Source organism: Stenotrophomonas sp. 28608_Sma, assembly GCF_056486185.1.
Map to the genome: position 1 here is coordinate 3799875 of NZ_CM151308.1, position 17308 is coordinate 3817182.

General features: G+C 68.4%; 9 protein-coding genes and 1 pseudogene. 5 read left to right on the forward strand and 5 right to left on the reverse strand.

The features are described 5' to 3' along the window. Positions 1 to 5: 5 nt before the first annotated feature. Complete coding sequence (locus ACZLHH_RS17930) at positions 6 to 545, reverse strand: hypothetical protein (RefSeq protein ID WP_428999591.1); 540 nt, start codon at positions 543 to 545, stop codon at positions 6 to 8. Next, positions 542 to 2980, reverse strand: a complete 2439-nt coding sequence (gene mrcB, locus ACZLHH_RS17935) for a penicillin-binding protein 1B (protein WP_180844975.1) — start codon at positions 2978 to 2980, stop codon at positions 542 to 544. The genes ACZLHH_RS17930 and mrcB overlap by 4 nt, the downstream gene beginning before the upstream one ends. Positions 2981 to 3076: 96 nt before the next feature. Between mrcB and ACZLHH_RS17940 the strand changes: the two genes are divergently transcribed. Further along, complete coding sequence (locus ACZLHH_RS17940) at positions 3077 to 5176, forward strand: glycosyltransferase (RefSeq protein WP_180844974.1); 2100 nt, start codon at positions 3077 to 3079, stop codon at positions 5174 to 5176. Here ACZLHH_RS17940 and ACZLHH_RS17945 read toward each other — a convergent pair. Together ACZLHH_RS17945 and ACZLHH_RS17950 are read right to left on the reverse strand one after the other, a co-directional pair. Beyond that, on the reverse strand, positions 5173 to 6738 hold the full coding sequence (locus ACZLHH_RS17945) for a hypothetical protein (RefSeq protein ID WP_180844973.1): 1566 nt from the start codon (positions 6736 to 6738) through the stop codon (positions 5173 to 5175). The genes ACZLHH_RS17940 and ACZLHH_RS17945 overlap by 4 nt on opposite strands. 30 nt (positions 6739 to 6768) lie before the next feature. Beyond that, complete coding sequence (locus ACZLHH_RS17950) at positions 6769 to 8925, reverse strand: RelA/SpoT family protein (RefSeq protein ID WP_180844972.1); 2157 nt, start codon at positions 8923 to 8925, stop codon at positions 6769 to 6771. A 130-nt stretch (positions 8926 to 9055) separates the two neighbouring features. On the opposite strand from ACZLHH_RS17950, the gene ACZLHH_RS17955 reads away from it, so the two are divergent. Further along, on the forward strand, positions 9056 to 9592 hold the full coding sequence (locus ACZLHH_RS17955) for a hypothetical protein (protein WP_032130197.1): 537 nt from the start codon (positions 9056 to 9058) through the stop codon (positions 9590 to 9592). Positions 9593 to 9645: 53 nt separating this feature from the next. On the opposite strand, the gene hrpA is transcribed toward ACZLHH_RS17955, so the two are convergent. Beyond that, positions 9646 to 13728, reverse strand: coding sequence for an ATP-dependent RNA helicase HrpA (gene hrpA, locus ACZLHH_RS17960; RefSeq protein ID WP_180844971.1), 4083 nt, complete (start codon positions 13726 to 13728; stop codon positions 9646 to 9648). An 86-nt stretch (positions 13729 to 13814) separates the two neighbouring features. On the opposite strand from hrpA, the gene ACZLHH_RS17965 reads away from it, so the two are divergent. From ACZLHH_RS17965 to ACZLHH_RS17975, 3 genes and pseudogenes are all read left to right on the forward strand, one after another. Then, positions 13815 to 14363, forward strand: a complete 549-nt coding sequence (locus tag ACZLHH_RS17965) for a Dps family protein (protein WP_006439098.1) — start codon at positions 13815 to 13817, stop codon at positions 14361 to 14363. Positions 14364 to 14987: 624 nt separating this feature from the next. Then, entirely contained in the window at positions 14988 to 16793 is a 1806-nt protein-coding gene (gene recQ / locus ACZLHH_RS17970; RefSeq protein WP_180844970.1) for a DNA helicase RecQ, read from the forward strand. Between the two features lie 85 nt (positions 16794 to 16878). Further along, positions 16879 to 17261, forward strand: a pseudogene (locus ACZLHH_RS17975) (CopL family metal-binding regulatory protein). Positions 17262 to 17308 lie beyond the last annotated feature (47 nt).

Consider the following 17308-nt stretch of genomic DNA (forward strand, 5'->3'; position numbering starts at 1 on the left):
ATACCTCAGTACCGCTTGATCCCCGGCACCGTGCAGCCTTCCAGCTGCGCATGCGCGGACACCGCGTTCTCCTTCTCGCCGCGCGCCAGACGCGACTGCTCGATCGTCGCCCAGTGCCGGCGGCACAGCGGCCCGGTCTTCGAGCCCAGATCCACCGCCTTGCGCGCGAACGTCTCAGCCTGTGCCCATTGGCCCTGCAGCAGCGCCAGCTCGGCACGCTCCTGCAACACCGCCGGGTCACCGGCCACGATTTCCAGCGCGTGGTCCAGGCTGCTGGCGGCGCCGGCCAGGTCGTTGGCCTGACGCTGCGTCTGTGCAGTCACCCGCAGGTCCTCCACCTGCGAATCACGCAGCGGCTGCACCGACAGCTCCTTGTCGTCCGGACCTGCGGCCGCTTCCACCGCAGCCAGGCGCTGTGCCGGCGTGGTGGTATCAACCGGCGGCTTGGCCACCGGCGGTGCGCTGCTGACGCAGGCGGCCAGGGCCAGGCTGAGGCCGGTCAGGGCCAGGGGCTGCAGCAGGGATCGCATGTTCATCGGCATCATCGGCTCGGGGGAGGAGTGGCGGCGGCGGGCGCCGCGGCAGGTTCAGCAGGCGGCTCAGGCTTGCGGTCCAGGCCGAACCAGCTACGCCAGCCACCGCCCTCGCCTTCGGCACCCTGCCCGTCCGGCGACACCGCCGGCGCACACGGTGCATAGGCCGGCGCATAGCCCACCACGAACGGGAAACGACGCGCGCCCGGACAGCCTTCATCCGTGCTGTTGAGTCCGGTCGGCGCCACCGACTGCCAGTCCAGGCCCTTGTTACTGACCCGCAGCGGCGCACTCGGCAGGCGCTGGAAGATGCCCGACCAGACCCGCATCGCGCCGGTGGCACCGTACAGGCCGGCCTGCTCGTTCTGGTCGTTGCCGATCCAGATCACCGCCAGATGATCGCCGGTATAACCGGCGTACCAGCTGTCGCGGCCATCGTTGGTGGTACCGGTCTTGCCGGCCGGCTGCAGGCGGCCGAGGCCATCGGCGTTGAGCCGCTGCGCGGTGCCGCTGGCAACCACCTGCTGCAGGCCGACACTGATCAGGTTGGCGGCAATCGAGTCGCCTTCCTGGGCCGGTGCCGGGGTCTTGTCGTAACGCTTGAGCAGCTTGCCCTGCGGATCGAGCACGCCACGCACCGCATGCAGCGGCTGGATTTCGCCACCGGACGCGAGGAACTGGTACAGCTGGGCCATCGCGTACGGGCTCTGGTCGGTCGAACCGAGAATCACCGCCGGATTCGCTTCGGCCTTGATGCCGGCCAGCACGTGGATCAGCTGGGTCACACGCTCGGGGCCGACCTGCATGCCCACGCGCACCGTGGCCTGGTTGTAGGAATGCGCCAGCGCGTCGATCAGGCGCACGGTGCCGTGGCTGCGGTTGTCCGCGTTGCCCGGGCTCCAGTTGCGGCCGCGGCCGAGCTGGACGGTCACCGGTGAATCGTCGACCCAGCTGGCCAGCGAGTAGCGGTCCGGCTGCGCCAACGCCAGCAGGTACACGAACGGCTTGAGCAACGAGCCGACCGGGCGCTGTGCCTCGATGGCGCGGTTGAAGCCGACTTCGGACACTTCACGGCTGCCGATCACCGCCAGCACGTCACCGTTGTGCACGTCGGTCAGCACCATGCCGGCCTGCAGTTCGGGGCGACGCTTGCTCTCCAGCGACTTGATGGTGCGGGTCACCGCGCCTTCGGCATAGGCCTGCGCGGATGGCGACATACCGGTCATCACGCTCAGGCCGGCGCCCTGCAGGGCAGATTCCGGATAGTCATGGCCGAGCTGGCGGCGGACCAGATCGACATAGGCGGGGAAGCGGTTGGCGGCAACCAGGCCCGGCGTCTTGGGCACGCCCAGCGGGGCCTTCAACGCACGCTGGTACTCGGCGTCATCGATCAGCGTGGCTTCGTGCAGTTTGCCCAGCACGAAGTTGCGGCGATCCAGCGCGCGTTCCGGATTGCGCCGCGGGTCGTAGAAGGACGGGCCCTTGACCAGGCCGATCAGCAGAGCGATCTGCTCGGTCTCCAGCGACTGCAGGTCGCGACCGAACCAGAACTCGGCGCCAGAGGACATGCCATGGATCGCCTGGCTGCCACGCTGGCCCAGGTACACCTGGTTGAGGTAGGCCTCGAAGATGGTGCGCTTGTCGTAGCGCGCTTCCATGATCAGCGCGTAGAGCACTTCGTTGAATTTGCGGGTAACCGTCTGCTCCTTGCCGATGCCGAGCAGGCCGCTGCGGGCCAGCTGCTGGGTCAGCGTAGAGGCGCCCTGGCGGCTCTGGCCACCGGAGCGGATGGTCACCCACACCGCACGGGCGATGCCGGACAGGTCGATGCCGTGGTGGCGGTTGAAGTCCTTGTCCTCCACCGCCTGCAGGCCGGTCACCAGCAGGTCCGGCGCCTCGTCCATGCGGATCAGGCGGCGTTCTTCCTGCTTCTGGCCGTACAGGGTGGCGATGCGGGCCGGGTCCAACCGCGCGGCCTTCAAGGCCTTGCGGTTGTCGGCGTCGCGCAGCGAGGCGACCGCACCATCGGCCAGTGACAACTCGAGCCGGCGCGGGGCAACCCGGCCATCGACGTCGTTGTAGCCGCGGCTGGAGATGACGAAGCGCCCGCCGTTCACCGCATAGGTGGCCGGCTCCTTGCCCTGGCCGTCATCGCGGTAGGCGGAGGCGGCCAGCTCGGTCTTGAGCGTGGACGCATCCATCGCCTTGCCGGGGGTGAGCACCAGCGGGCGCGCGTAGACGCGCGTCGGGATCTGCCAGCGCAGCTCGCCGAAACGCTGGGTCACCTGCTGGTTCAGGTACAGCGTATAGGGAATGAGGAAACCCAATCCCAACGCGACCGCAGCCATGCTCCAGGTGATCAGCCGGCGCCGCCACAGCGGGCCGTTGTCCTGCTGGTCGTCGTCGTCGAAATCGTCGATGTCGTCGGAATCGTAGCGTCGGGGCACGGGAATGCGAGAATGTAGGGTCTGGCGAGTCTACCCCAGCCGCTGCGGCTGGCGAATTCTCCCGGGTTCCCCTGCTTAAGCTGGAGTTGCAACCGGATGGCGATGTCTCTGGCCGAGATCCGATACCTGATCAACCGCCTCACGGGCCTGGCCCGCCGGAGCCTGGCCAGCCTGCGTACCCGTGGGTGGCGGGCGACCTGGCAGCGCATCCGCGTGCATACCCAGCGCGCCGTTCCCGCGCCGCGAACGCCGCTGTTCCTGCCGCCGGCACAGGATTTCGCCCCCTTCACGGTGCCGTTCAGCGAAACGCCGGAAGTGAGTATCGTCATCCCGGTCTACAACCACGTCGGCCATACCTTGGCCTGCCTGCGCGCCCTGGCGGCACATCCGCCGCTGGCGGCGTGCGAGATCCTGGTCGTGGATGACGGCAGCAGCGACGCCACCGTGCAATGGATGCCGCAGGTCGCCGGACTGCGCTATGAAGTGCGCGAGTACAACGGCGGCTTCATCGAGGCCTGCAACGATGGCGTGTCGCGCGCACGCGGCCGCTATGTGGTGCTGCTCAACAACGATACGGTGCCACAGCCGGGCTGGCTGGATGCCCTGCTGGACACGTTCGCCAGCGCACCCGACGCCGGTCTGGTCGGCAGCCAGCTGCTGTACCCGGATGGCCGCCTGCAGGAATCAGGGGGTGTGATCTTCGCTAACGGCAGCGGCTGGAGCTACGGCCGCTTCGAGGCGGCGGACGACCCACGCTTTGCCAGCCTGCGCGACGTCGACTACTGCTCCGGCGCGGCGCTGATGCTGCCGCGCGCCCTCTGGCAGCAGCTGGGCGGCTTCGATACCCGTTACAAGCCGGCGTACTACGAGGACACCGATCTGGCCTTCCGCGTTCGCGCCCAGGGCCTGCGTGTGCTGGTGCAACCAGCCAGCCGGGTGATCCACGATGAAGGCACCAGCAACGGCACCGATACCGGCAGCGGGGTGAAGGCCTACCAGGTGCGCAACCAGGCCATCTTCGCCGCCCGCTGGGCCACCGAGCTGGCCCACCATCCGGCGGTGGGCGAAGTGCCGTCACCCGCGCTGCTGCTGCGTGGCCGACGCCAGGTGTTGATCCTGGACGAGGAAGTACCCCAGCCGGATCGCGATTCGGCGTCACTGCGCCAGGTGAACCTGATCCGCCTGCTGCTGCAGGGCGGCGCTCATGTGGTGTTTGTTCCCACCCGCCGCGAACATGGCGGTGCCGCCACCGAAGCACTGCAGCGGATGGGCGTGGAAGTCTGGTATGCGCCGTTCCTCGATGGCGTCGCCAGCTGGCTGCGAACGCACGGTGCGCGTTTCCACGTGGCGCTGCTGGTCCGCCACCATGTCGCCCACGAGTGCCTGCCGCTGCTGAAGCGCTATGCGCCGCAGGCCCGCACTGTGTTCGACACCGTGGACCTGCACTACCTGCGCGAACGTCGTGGTGCCGAAGTCGCCGGTGATGCCGGGTTGCTGCGCGCCGCCGAGCGCACCCGCGCCAGCGAGCTGGCGGTGATGGAGCAGTGCGACGTCACCGTGCTGGTCAGTGCCGCCGAGCGCGAGCAGCTGCAGGCCGACGCCCCTTCCGTGCAGGTGGAGCTGATCTCCAACCTGCACGACGTCGCCGGCGCCGGCAAGCCGTTCGAACAGCGCCATGATCTGGTGTTTGTCGGCGGCTTCCGTCATCCGCCGAACCTGGATGCCATGGAGTGGTTCATCGGCGAAGTCTTTGCCGGCATCCGCGCCCGCCTGCCCGAGGTACGCCTGCACTGCATCGGTGCCGCCACACCGGAATCGCTGCTGGCATTGGCCGCACGCCAGCCCGGCGTGCAGATGCACGGTTTCGTCGAGGACATCACGCCCTACATGGACGGCGCACGCATTTCCATCGCGCCGCTGCGTTTCGGCGCCGGCGTGAAGGGCAAGATCAACCTGAGCATGGCCCATGGCCAGCCGGTGGTAGGTACCACCTGCGCCGTGGAAGGAATGCACCTGCACCCGGGCCAGGACGTGCTGGTGGCAGATGATGCGGCGGGCTTCGCCGATGCGGTGGTCCGCCTGTACCAGGATCCGCAGCTGTGGCAGCAGTTGTCCGACGCCGGCCTGGCCAACATCGCAGAGCACTTCTCCCTCGACGCTGCCCGCGCGACCGTGCAGCGGGTGTTCTTCACCTAATCCGGGCGACCGCCGGCGCGGCGCAGGCGGTCTTCGAACGCCGGCAGCTCGGCCAGGTCCGGTTGCAGCAACCGGGCCTGTTCGGCGGCGTGTGCCGCGAAAGCCAGATCGCCGTTGCCGAGCCGTTCGCTGCCGATCGCCAGCCAGCGCTGGGCCAGGCGCAGGCGTGCCGAGGGAAGTCCAACCGCGGTCGGCGACAGGGTCTGCCACGCCTGCAGGCAGGCACCTGCGGCCTGCACGCGGTTCTGCCGCAGGTTGTCGTCGAAGCAGCGGCGACTGGCGGGCAGCAGCCGCGCTGCGGCAGCCTTCACCCGTGCATCGCGTGGCGACAGTGACTGCGCTTCGCGCAACGCGTCGAACGCACTGTGCCCGGGGGGGCTGATCCATTGCCCGGCACGTTCGGCGCGCTCGATCCTGCGCAGGTGGTCGCGCAGTTGGCGCTCGCGCTGCGTGTTGCTGACCGCCGGCTGCTGCAGCGCCTTCTGCGCCAGTTGGGCGCGCTGCAGGCGTTGCGCGAGCTGCTGTTGCGCCGCCGGCGAAGCACCCAGTTCCGCTGCCAGTGCGGCATCGGCCTGCGCCGCTTCGAACTGGAAATCGTCGGCCTGCTTCTGGCTGCGTGCCAGCACCGCCTGCAAGGTCTGTTCGCGGCCGCGCTGGGCACTGGAATCATCAACCGCCACTGCCAGCACGGCGAGGAATCCCTTCGCTGCGGATTCCAGCTGCCGACGCTGCAAGGCGCGCTGGGCCTGGCGCAGGCGCTGGTCGACGGCCTGTGCCAATGCTTCCTGGCTGGCGGGCAGATCGGCGTGGCCGGCATCGAACTGGCGCGCACGCTGCAGCATCGCGGCTGCCTCGGCCAGCTCGCCGCGCCCGGCCAGGATGCGGGCCTGCTGCAGCAGATCGCTCAGTGCGTCCTCGCGACCTTCCAGCGCCGGCAGATTGTCCGGCTGCAGTACCAGGATGCGCTGGAACAGGGGCAGCGCGCTGCTGTCACCGTCGTCCAGCCGGCCCGCTGCAAAGGCGTTGCGCGCCTGCGCCAGCAGTGCACCGATGCCGGCGCCTGCGCTGCGCCGGGCCTGCAGCTGGCGTGCCACGGCATCCGCATCGCCCTGCGGCACCTGCAGTTCCCGGGCCAGTGCCAGCGCCTGCGCGCTGCCTTCGAGGTCGTTGGCCTGCAGTTTTTCGCTGGCCTGCTGCAGGGCCGCGGCGCCGGTACGGGCCAGCCCCTCACGGGCCTGCGGACGATCACCATCCAGCGCCAGCACGGCCTGGTAGCGCTCACGCGCACCACTGCCATCGGCGGCACTCAGCCGCCCAGCCGCCAGTGCGCGATCGCCTTCGGCCAGCAACTGTTCAATCTGAGGCTCATCCCAGAACCAGTCGGCCAGCGGCTTGCGCAGCAGCACCAGCAGCACGAACACCGCCAGCGCCGCGACCAGCGCCCAGCGCCACACCCGGCGCGCGTGACGTGCCTGCAGCCACCACCAACGGCCTTCGCGGCGGACGCGGTCCAGCGCAGGATGTTCAGCGCCATGCGGGCGATGCGGAGGCTCGCGTTCCATGCGTGCAGGGTAGCCGGGGCAGCGTGAAGCTCAGCCGAGGCGACGCGCCTCGCTCACGCCGGGCAGCGCATCCAGCTTGCCCAGCAGGGTCGACAGCTGGCCGTAGTCGCTCACCTTCAGGCGCAGGCGCAGGTGGGCACGGCCACTGTTGCGCACGTTGTCACTGTGGATGTCGAGCACGTAGGCGTCTTCCTGGGCGATCAGATTGGTGATGTCCTTCAGCAGCCAGCGGCGGTCGACGGCAGTCACCACCACGTCCACTTCATAGCCACCGCCGGCCTGGCCCCATTCCACCGGCAGGATGCGCTGCGGGCTGGTGGCTGCCAGCCGGGCCAGCGCGGCACAGTCTGCACGGTGCACGGTGACACCACGGCTACGGGTCAGGTAACCGACGATCGGCTCGCCGGCCACCGGCTGGCAGCAGCGTGCCAGCTGCACCAGCAGGTTGCCCACGCCCTGCACGGTGAACTTGGACTTGCCCAGGTTCTCGCGGCGCGCGGTCGGCCGCGGCAGGGGCGTCGCGGGCGCCGGCTGGCTGGCGGCACGCTCCGCTTCCAGCAGCGTACGGCTGACCTGGTTCGGGCCGGTGTCGCCCAGCGCCACCTGGATGTACAGGTCATCGACACTGTCGGCATGGAACTTCTTCGCGGCGACGGCCAGGTCCGAGTGCTGCAGGCCGAGCCGCTTCAGTTCGCGCTCGAGCAACTCGCGACCGGCCTGCACGTTGCGCGCGCGGTCGAGCTTGTGGAACCAGCTGCGTACCTTCTCGCGCGAGCGGTTGCTGGCCAGGAAACCGTTGGCCGGCATCAGCCAGTCGCGGCGCGGATCGGCCTCCTTGCCGGTCAGGATCTCGACGCGGTCCCCGCTGCGCAGGCGGTAGGTCAGCGGCACGATACGGCCATTGACCTTCGCACCACGGCAGCGGTGGCCCACCATCGTGTGCACCTGGTAGGCGAAATCGAGCGGCGTGGCGCCCTGCGGCAGGTCCAGCACCTCGTCCTTCGGGCTCAGTGCATAGACCCGGTCCTCGGTCAGCTCGGCATCGAGCGCCCCGGCCAGTTCATTGCCCTGCCCGTCCTGCGCCTGCTCCAGCAGCTGGCGCATCCAGGTGATCTTGCGGTCGAAGGACTTCTCCGCGCCCTTGCCGCCTTCCTTGTACTTCCAGTGCGCGGCCACGCCCAGCTCGGCCTGCGAATGCATCTCGTGGGTACGGATCTGCACTTCGATGGTGCGCCCTTCCGGGCCGACCACGGCGGTATGCAACGAGCGATAGTCGTTGGCCTTGGGCCGGGCGATGTAGTCGTCGAACTCGCTGGGCACCGGCGCCCACAGTGCATGCACCACGCCCAGCGCGGCGTAGCAGGCGGCGACATCGTCGACCATGACGCGCACCGCACGGATGTCGTACAGCTGGTCGAACGCCAGCCGCTTCTTCTGCATCTTCCGCCAGATGCTGTAGATGTGCTTCGGGCGGCCACTGACCTCGGCCTTGATGCCCTGCGCGACCAGTTCGCGCGACAGCACCTTCTTGACGTTCTCGACGTAACGCTCGCGGGCGATGCGGGTTTCGTCCACCTCCCGCGCAATGCGCCGGTAGGTCTCCGGTTCCAGGTGGCGGAACGCCAGGTCCTCCAGCTCCCACTTCAGCTGCCAGATGCCCAGGCGGTTGGCCAACGGCGCATGGATGTCGCGGGTCAGCTGCGCCAGCGCGCGGCGCTGCTCGTCGTCCAGCTTGTCGGCCGCGCGCATGCGCGCCAGCTGCCGCGCCAGCAGGATGGGCACCACGCGCAGGTCACGGATGATCGCCAGCAGCAGGCGGCGCAGGCCCTCGCTGTTGCGCCCGGCCTCGCGGCCGGCGTGCAGCGCCCACACCGGATCGGCCGCATCCTGGCCATCCAGCAGGCCGATCACTGCGGCCTTGTGGTTGCCCAGCGGCAGTTGCTCCAGGCTGGCGCGCAGGCCGGGCAGATCGAACAGCAGGGCCGCGACCACCGCGCCTTCGTCGGCCGAGAGCATCGCCAGTGCGTCGAGGGTGTCGCCCAGCACCGACCAGCTGGCGCGCATCTGATGGTCGCAGTCCGGCGCTTCCCAGTGCCCGCGCAGGGCCTGGCGCAGCGGAGCAGGCAGCACGGCTGCCGAGGGGCGGTTCAACAAGGCATCCAGGCCGGGGACGGAAGCGCGGTTCACAGCATCGAGCAGGCAAGACAGAGGCCCCTACACTAGCGCCGGCGCCGTTCAGGGACAATCACTGCGGCCACCATCACCCGGCATGAAGACATGCCGCTACACTCGCGGGCAAACCCAGGAGAGTCCCGACATGTCCTCGATCGTCCCGCGTTTCCGCCTACGGCTGCTGGCCTGTGCCGCACTGTTGCTGTCCCTGTCGGCGCCTGCGCTGGCCCAGCGCGTGGTGGAGGGTGACCTGCAGCAGCAGATGTCACCGGCCGAGTTCAAGGCGGCCGGCCTGGACAAGCTCAACGCGCAGGAACTGGCCACGCTGAACCGCTGGCTGCAGGGCAAGGTCGAAGCGGCCACCACCCAGGCGGTTGCGGCCGTACGGGAAACGGCGCGCGAGGAAGGCCGTCAGGAAGTGATCGTGAAGAATCGCGGCTTCTTCGATTTCGGCAGCAGCGAGCCGATCACCGGCGTGCTGCAGGGCGAGTTCCGCGGCTTCGGCAAGGGCCGCGTCTACGTGCTGGACAACGGCCAGGAATGGGAGCAGACCGATGCAAGCACCCTGGCCGGTGTGCGCAAGCAGTCCCCCGCCGTCAGCATCAAGCCCGGTGTGATGGGCGTGTGGTACCTGAAGGTCGACGGCGTGAACACCCAGCCGAAGGTGCGCCGAACCAAGTAACGCCGTGACGTTGCTGCAGAGCCGAGCGAGGGCTCGGCTCTGCAGCAACGACGTCACGCCTGGCGCAATGCGGTCACCCGCTGCGCCAGCTTCTTCGCAGAGATGCCGGTGCGCGCACCCAGCTCCTGCGCGAACAGCGATACGCGCAGCTCTTCCAGGTCCCAGCGCAGGGCCTGCCATTGCGGGCGCTCGCGCAGTCCCTGCTGCTCCCCCACGTCCAGCGCTTCCAGGAATGGGTGCAGTTCCAGCATGCGCGCCTGGTCACGCGGCGGATCACGCTTGGCGCGCTCGGTGCGCAGAATCATGGCCTTCAGATAGCGCGGGTACTGTGCCAGCGCGTCAGCCGGCGTATCGCGCAGGAAGCCGGGATGGATCAGGCCGACCAGCTGCGCTTCCATGTCGTCCAGATTGCCGCGCGCCCAGCCCATCAACGGTGCTTCCAGCATCGGCTTCAGTTCCGCCACCAGCGCCAGGATGGTTTCGGCCAGCTTCAGCCGCGACATGGCCTCGCCAAACAGCGCCTTGGCCGCGTGCTCACGACGCTGCTCGAAGGCTGCCGCATCGCGGATGTCTTCCAGCCCCTCGGCCAGCACCGCGTTCATCGCCGCATCGACCAGGTCACCACGCAGGCGCTCCTGCGACTCGATCGCCGCATACAACAGGCCGGTCTTGGCACCGACCGGCAGCTGCTTGCGTGCCTGCTTCACCTTCTCGGCCAGGGCAATCTCCAGCAGACGGCGCACGCCCAGCGGATGGGCCTCCAGCGCCTGCTGGCGATCGGCGAAGATGCGCAGCGCCACGCTGTCGCCCTCGTCCAGCAGCGCCGGATAGGCCGGCACGCCTGCTTCACCGGGTACCTGCAGCGGAATCGGCGTGGCCGGGAACGTGCGCAGGCCATCGGCGGCCATCTCGCGCCCAGCGCGTGCAGCGAACGCATCGCCGGCACGCCCACCGAACTTCGCGCGCAGCGTATCCAGATCGCGCGAGGTCGCCAGCACCTTGCCCTGCTCGTCGCGCAGCCGCAGGTTCATGTGCAGGTGCGGTTCGATCGAACCAGGCTCGAAATCGAGCGCGGTCACCGTTGCGCCGGTCGCACGTGACAGGAAGCGCGCCAGTTCGCCGGTAATGGCATCGGCGCTCGGCTGCGGGAACGCCTCGTAGAACGCGCGGCCGAAGTCCGGTGCCGGCACGTAGTTGCGGCGCATCGCCTTGGGCAGGCTGCGGATCAGTGCCGAGGCCTTGTCGGCGACGAAACCCGGCGCCAGCCAGCCCAGTTGCACCGGGTCCAGTGCGTTGAGCAGGTGCAGCGGTACGTCCAGGGTCACGCCATCGTCGTCGGCACCCGGTTCGAAGCGGTAATGCAGCGGCAGGCGCGCCTGGCCCAGCGGCAGGTACTTCGGATAGCGCTCCTGTTCGCTGCCCTCACCCGGCAACAGATCGACCAGCGACCAGTGCAGGGTCTTGCGCTGTTCCGGCGCCAGCCCCTTCCACCAGGTATCCAGACCCGCCGCCGAATGGATCTGCGGCGGCACCCGGTCCAGATACCAGCGCGCCTGCCAGTCCTCGTCGGCGACGATGCCGGCGCGGCGCAGCTTGGCTTCTTCCTCGCGGGCGATCTCCAGCACTTTCTGGTTGTCCGCCACGAAGCTGGCGCGGGTGTTGATCTCGCCGGTCACCAGTGCCTGGCGCACGAAGATGTCGTGCGCTTCGCCCGGCGCGATGCGACCGTAGTGCACCGGCTTCTTCGGCGCCAGCACCAGGCCGAACAGGCTGATCTGCTCGGAGGCCAGCACCTGGCCCTGCGCGCGCGACCAGTGCGGATCGAAGTGCTTGCGCAGCAGCAGGTGCGGCAGTTCGGCGATTACCCAGTCCGGCTCGATCGCCGCCAGGGTCATGCCCCACACCTTCTGCGTATCCAGCAGGTTGGCCACCAGCAGCCACGGCGGCGGCCGCTTGGACAGCGCCGAACCCGGGAACGGCAGGAAGCGGCGCTGGCGTGGCGCCTGGAAATCTCCCTTCTCGGTGCGGTGGCCGATCTGCGTCGGCAGGCCCGCCACCAGCGCGCGATGCAGGGTCTGGTACGCAGCGGCACGCACGCGCTCGCTGAAACCGCCGCCCACCGGCGCCTGTTCCTTCTGCGCACGCACGGCTACCGGCGCCGGTACGGCCTCGGCCTTGCCTTCGCGGGCCAGGCGCGCGGCACGGTGCAGCTGGCCTCGGGTGGCTTTCACTGCGGCGGCATCATCACGCGCCGGGGCCGGTGCGCTGCTGCCGGCCAGCAGCGGTGCCATCGAGGCCTCGTTGGCTTCTTCCTTCCAGCCCAGTTCCTCGCACAGCAGGCGCAGTTGGCGATGCAGCTCGCGCCACTCGCGCATGCGCAGGAAGCCAAGGAAGTGGCGGCCGCACCAGTCACGCAGCTTGGACTGGGTCAGGTCTTCGTGGGCCTGCCGATAGGCATCCCACAGGCGCAGCACGCCAACGAACTCGGAGCGGCCATCGGCGAACTGCGCGTGCGCGCTGTCGGCCGCGCCACGCGCTTCGGGTGGGCGTTCGCGCGGGTCCTGGATGCCCAGGAACGAGGCGATCACCAGCATCGGCCGCAGGCAGCCGGCGGCCTGCGCGGCGACCAGCATGCGCGCCAGCTTCACGTCCACCGGCAGGCGTGCCATCTGCTTGCCGATGGTAGTCATGCGCCGCTCGGCGTCGATCGCGCCCAGTTCGGTCAGCTGCTGCCAGCCATCGGCCACCGCGCGTTCGTCCGGCGCTTCCAGGAACGGGAACTCCTCGATGCGGCCCAGGCCCAGCTGCAGCATGCGCAGGATCACCCCGGCCAGGCTGGAGCGGCGGATTTCCGGATCGGTGAATTCGGGCCGCGCCTGGAAATCGGCTTCGGCGTACAGGCGGTAGCAGATACCTTCGGCGATACGTCCGCAGCGACCTTTGCGCTGGTTGGCGCTGGCCTGCGAGATCGGCTCGATGTGCAGGCGGTCCAGCTTGTTGCGCGGGCTGTAGCGCTTGACGCGGGCAAAGCCCGGATCGACCACGTAGCGGATGCGCGGCACCGTCAGCGAGGTTTCCGCCACGTTGGTGGCCAGCACGATGCGCCGGTTCGGCCCGGGGTTGAACACCCGGTCCTGGTCCTGGTTGGACAGGCGCGCGTACAGCGGCAGCACCTCGGTATTGCGGTACTTGCGGCGTTCCAGCGACTGGTGCGCATCGCGGATCTCGCGCTCACCCGGCAGGAAGATCAGCACGTCGCCGCGCGCATCCAGGCGGGTGATTTCGTCGATGGCCGACACGATGGCGTCATTGACGGTACGTTCGCCCTGGTCTTCGCCCTCGCCTTCCAGCGCGCGATAGCGCACTTCCACCGGGTAGGTGCGGCCTTCAACGCTGATCACCGGCGCATTGTCGAAATGCTGGGCGAAGCGTTCGGTGTCGATGGTGGCCGAAGTGACGATCAGCTTCAGGTCCGGGCGCTTACGCAGCAGCTGCTTCAGGTAGCCCAGCAGGAAGTCGATGTTGAGGCTGCGTTCGTGCGCCTCGTCGACGATGATCGTGTCGTAGTTCGACAACCAGCGGTCACTGGCAATTTCCGCCAGCAGGATGCCGTCGGTCATGAACTTGATGCGGGTGTCTTCGCCGACCTTGTCGTTGAAGCGCACCTGGTAACCGACCAGCTGTCCCAGTTCGCTCTGCAGTTCCTGCGCCACGCGGCTGGCCACCGCACGTGCGGCAATCCGTCGCGGCTGGGTGCAGCCGATCATGCCGGCCTGGCCACGGCCTGCGGCCAGGCACAGTTTCGGCAGCTGGGTGGTCTTGCCCGAGCCGGTTTCACCAGCGATCACCACGACCTGGTGGTCGCGGATCAGCCCGATGATGGCGTCGGCTTCACGCGCAATCGGCAGCTGCGGGTCCAGAGTAATGGACGGCTGCTGCTGCGCCCGTGTCATCCGGCGCTGCACCGACGCCTGCAAGGCCTGCTCGAAAGTGGCGGCCAATGCCGCATCCTGTGGCTTGGCCTGGCAACGCGAGAGCATCCCCAGCAAACGGCCCCGGTCGCGGCTCATGGCGCCGTCGATGGCGGCGCGCTGTTGGCGCAGGCGGGGCGATGGATTTTTATCGATAGAGTTCATCAATCGGTTCGTTCAAAACTTTGAAAGCGACCAGTCATCACGACCGGTTTATTGTGAAGGCCAACGATTCCACAAGGAGGAACCCCATGGCGAAGACCAAGAGCACGACCAAGGCCAAGACCGGCAAGCAGAAGCTTGCAGCGGCGGCACCGTCGGCGCCGAACATCGATATCGGGATCACCCAGGGCGACCGCAAGAAGATCGCCGACGGTCTCTCGCGCTTCCAGGCCGATGCGTTCACGCTCTACCTGAAGACGCACAACTTCCACTGGAACGTGACCGGGTCGATGTTCAACTCGCTGCACACCATGTTCGAGACGCAGTACACCGAGCAGTGGGCGGCACTGGACGACGTGGCCGAGCGCATCCGCGCGCTGGGCTTCAATGCCCCGGGCTCCTACCGGGAATTCGCTGCGCTGACCTCGATCGCCGAGGAACCGGGCCTGACCGACAGTGCGGACTGGCGTGAAATGGTACGCCAGTTGGTGGTCGCCAACGAAGCGGTCTGCCGTACGGCACGTGAAGTGCTGGACGTGGCGGCCAAGGGTGACGACGCCCCGACCGAGGATCTGATGACCCAGCGCCTGCAGACCCACGAGAAGTACGCCTGGATGCTGCGCTCGCTGCTGCAGTAAGGGTTGAGGGGGGGTCGGCAGGGCTTGCAGCCCTGCACCCGCCGAATCAACGTCAACATCAACGTCAAAAGCTGGTTTCCTGTGGGTAGGCGGGGTGGGTCCGGTGGCAGGGGACGCCGTAAACCCCCAGGCCGGCCCAGCCGCTGGCGGCTGTGCGTTCGGGCGCTTGCGAAGCAGTGCTTCGCAAGCAAAGCGCCCTCACCCATGGGGGCTTGGCCGCGGCATCCATGCCGCGGACACCCCTGCCACCGGACCCACCCCGCCTTCGACAGTTTTTCGCGATCTGCCGGGACAGCGTCCGCTCTGGTAGGTGTCGACCTTGGTCGACGCGGATGAATTCATTCGATATCTGACAGATGTGTCGACCAAGGTCGACACCTACCAACAGCCGCGTGAACCTGTCGAGGGCGGGGCGGTGTCGGATTGCGGGGTGTCAGCCGCATGGATGCGGCTGCCAAGCCTACAGGGACGTACTTGCGGCGTCCCCGCAATCCGACACCGCCCCGCCAACCCACGGATCACCCCAGAGCCGGCTGTTGCCTTTGACGTTGCTCTGGCTTGAAGGCTTCTGCAGGTGCAGGGCGCAGCCCTGCCGAGACACCCCCGCCGGGGTAAACTAGCCGGATGGCTTCCCGTCCCGCGCACGACCTGCTCCAACGCGTCTTTGGTTACGACGATTTCCGTGGTCCCCAGCAGGACATCGTGGAGCATGTGGCTGCCGGTCATGATGCCCTGGTGCTGATGCCCACCGGCGGTGGCAAGTCGCTCTGCTACCAGGTGCCGGCCCTGCTGCGTGACGGTTGTGGCATCGTCATCTCGCCGCTGATCGCGCTGATGCAGGACCAGGTCGAAGCCCTGCGTCAGCTCGGCGTGCGTGCCGAGTACCTGAACTCGACCCTGGACGCCGAGACCGCCGGCCGCGTCGAGCGCGAACTGCTCGCGGGCGAGCTGGACATGCTCTATGTCGCCCCCGAGCGCCTGCTGACCGGCCGCTTCCTGTCGCTGCTGTCGCGCAGCCAGATCGCCCTGTTCGCCATCGACGAAGCACACTGCGTGTCGCAGTGGGGCCATGATTTCCGCCCCGAGTACCGCCAGCTGACCGTGCTGCACGAGCGTTGGCCACAGATCCCGCGGATCGCGCTCACCGCCACCGCCGATCCGCCGACCCAGCGCGAGATCGCCGAGCGCCTCGATCTGCAGGAAGCACGCCACTTCGTCAGCTCCTTCGACCGCCCCAACATCCGCTATACCGTGGTGCAGAAGGACAACGCCCGCAAGCAGCTGACCGATTTCCTGCGCGGCCACCGCGGCGAGGCCGGCATCGTCTACTGCATGTCGCGGCGCAAGGTCGAAGAGACCGCCGAATTCCTCTGCGGCCAGGGCTTCAACGCCCTGCCCTACCATGCCGGCCTGCCACCGGAAGTACGCGCCAGCAACCAGCGCCGCTTCCTGCGCGAGGATGGCATCGTGATGTGCGCCACCATCGCCTTCGGAATGGGCATCGACAAGCCGGACGTGCGCTTCGTCGCGCATACCGACCTGCCCAAGTCGATGGAAGGCTACTACCAGGAAACCGGCCGCGCCGGCCGTGATGGCGAGGCCGCCGAGGCCTGGCTGTGCTACGGCCTGGGCGACGTGGTGCTGCTCAAGCAGATGATCGAGCAGTCCGAAGCCGGCGAAGAGCGCAAGCAGCTGGAGCGGGGCAAGCTCGATCACCTGCTGGGCTACTGCGAATCCATGCAGTGCCGCCGCCAGGTGCTGCTGGCCGGTTTCGGCGAGACCTATCCCCAGCCCTGCGGCAACTGCGACAACTGCCTGACCCCGCCCGCCTCCTGGGACGCGACCATTCCGGCGCAGAAGGCGCTGAGCTGTGTCTATCGCAGCGGCCAGCGTTTCGGCGTCGGCCACCTGATCGATGTCCTGCGCGGCAGCGAGAACGAAAAGGTCAAGCAGCAGGGCCACGACAAGCTCAGCACCTACGCGATCGGCCGCGACCTCGACGCGCGCACCTGGCGCAGCGTGTTCCGCCAGCTGGTCGCCGCCAGCCTGCTGGAAGTGGACAGCGAGGGCCATGGTGGCCTGCGCCTGACCGATGCCAGCCGCGACGTGCTGACCGGCCGCCGCCAGATCAGCATGCGCCGCGATCCGGCCAGCAGTACCAGCGGCCGCGAGCGCAGCGCACAGCGTACCGGGCTGTCGGTGCTGCCGCAGGATCTGGCCCTGTTCAACGCGCTGCGCGGCCTGCGTGCCGAACTGGCCCGCGAACAGAACGTGCCGGCCTTCGTGATCTTCCACGACAGCACTCTGCGCAACATCGCCGAACAGCGCCCGACCAGCCTGGACGAACTGGCCCGGGTCGGCGGCATCGGCGGCACCAAGCTGAGCCGTTACGGCCCGCGCCTGGTCGAGATCGTGCGCGAAGAAGGGTAGCGGCTCTACATTGGTGCTACTCCAACCTTGAACCGGCCATTCAGCCGGAAGTGCATCCGCGCCCGCTTGCAGCTAGATTAGTGTCATGTCCTTGGCCTCGACCCTGCTCCGTGTCGTGCTCATGCTCAGCCTGTTGCTCAACGGGCTGAACGCGGCCATGGCCAGTGGTCACGAGGAAATGGGCCGGATGGCGCACGCCGTAGCCACTGCTGTTGACGGCGGCACCGCCGACTGCCACCACCACGCCGGCATGCAGGCCGACGAGGCTCCGCAGGCCAAGGCCCCGCCCATGACGCTCATTGCCAGATCAAGGACTGCGTGCGCAGCTGTGCCCAGCACCCGCTGCTGGTAGTGCTGCCGTTGCCGGTCATGGCCGGCCCGGCATTGTCGCTGGCCCCGCAGCCGATGCCGGCCACTGGCCGTCCGGCGCCGCCACTGCCGCCGATTTCGCGTCCTCCCATCGGCTGATTCCACACGCACCGTGCGCCCTGCGCACCGCAGCCGGCCGCCTGCCG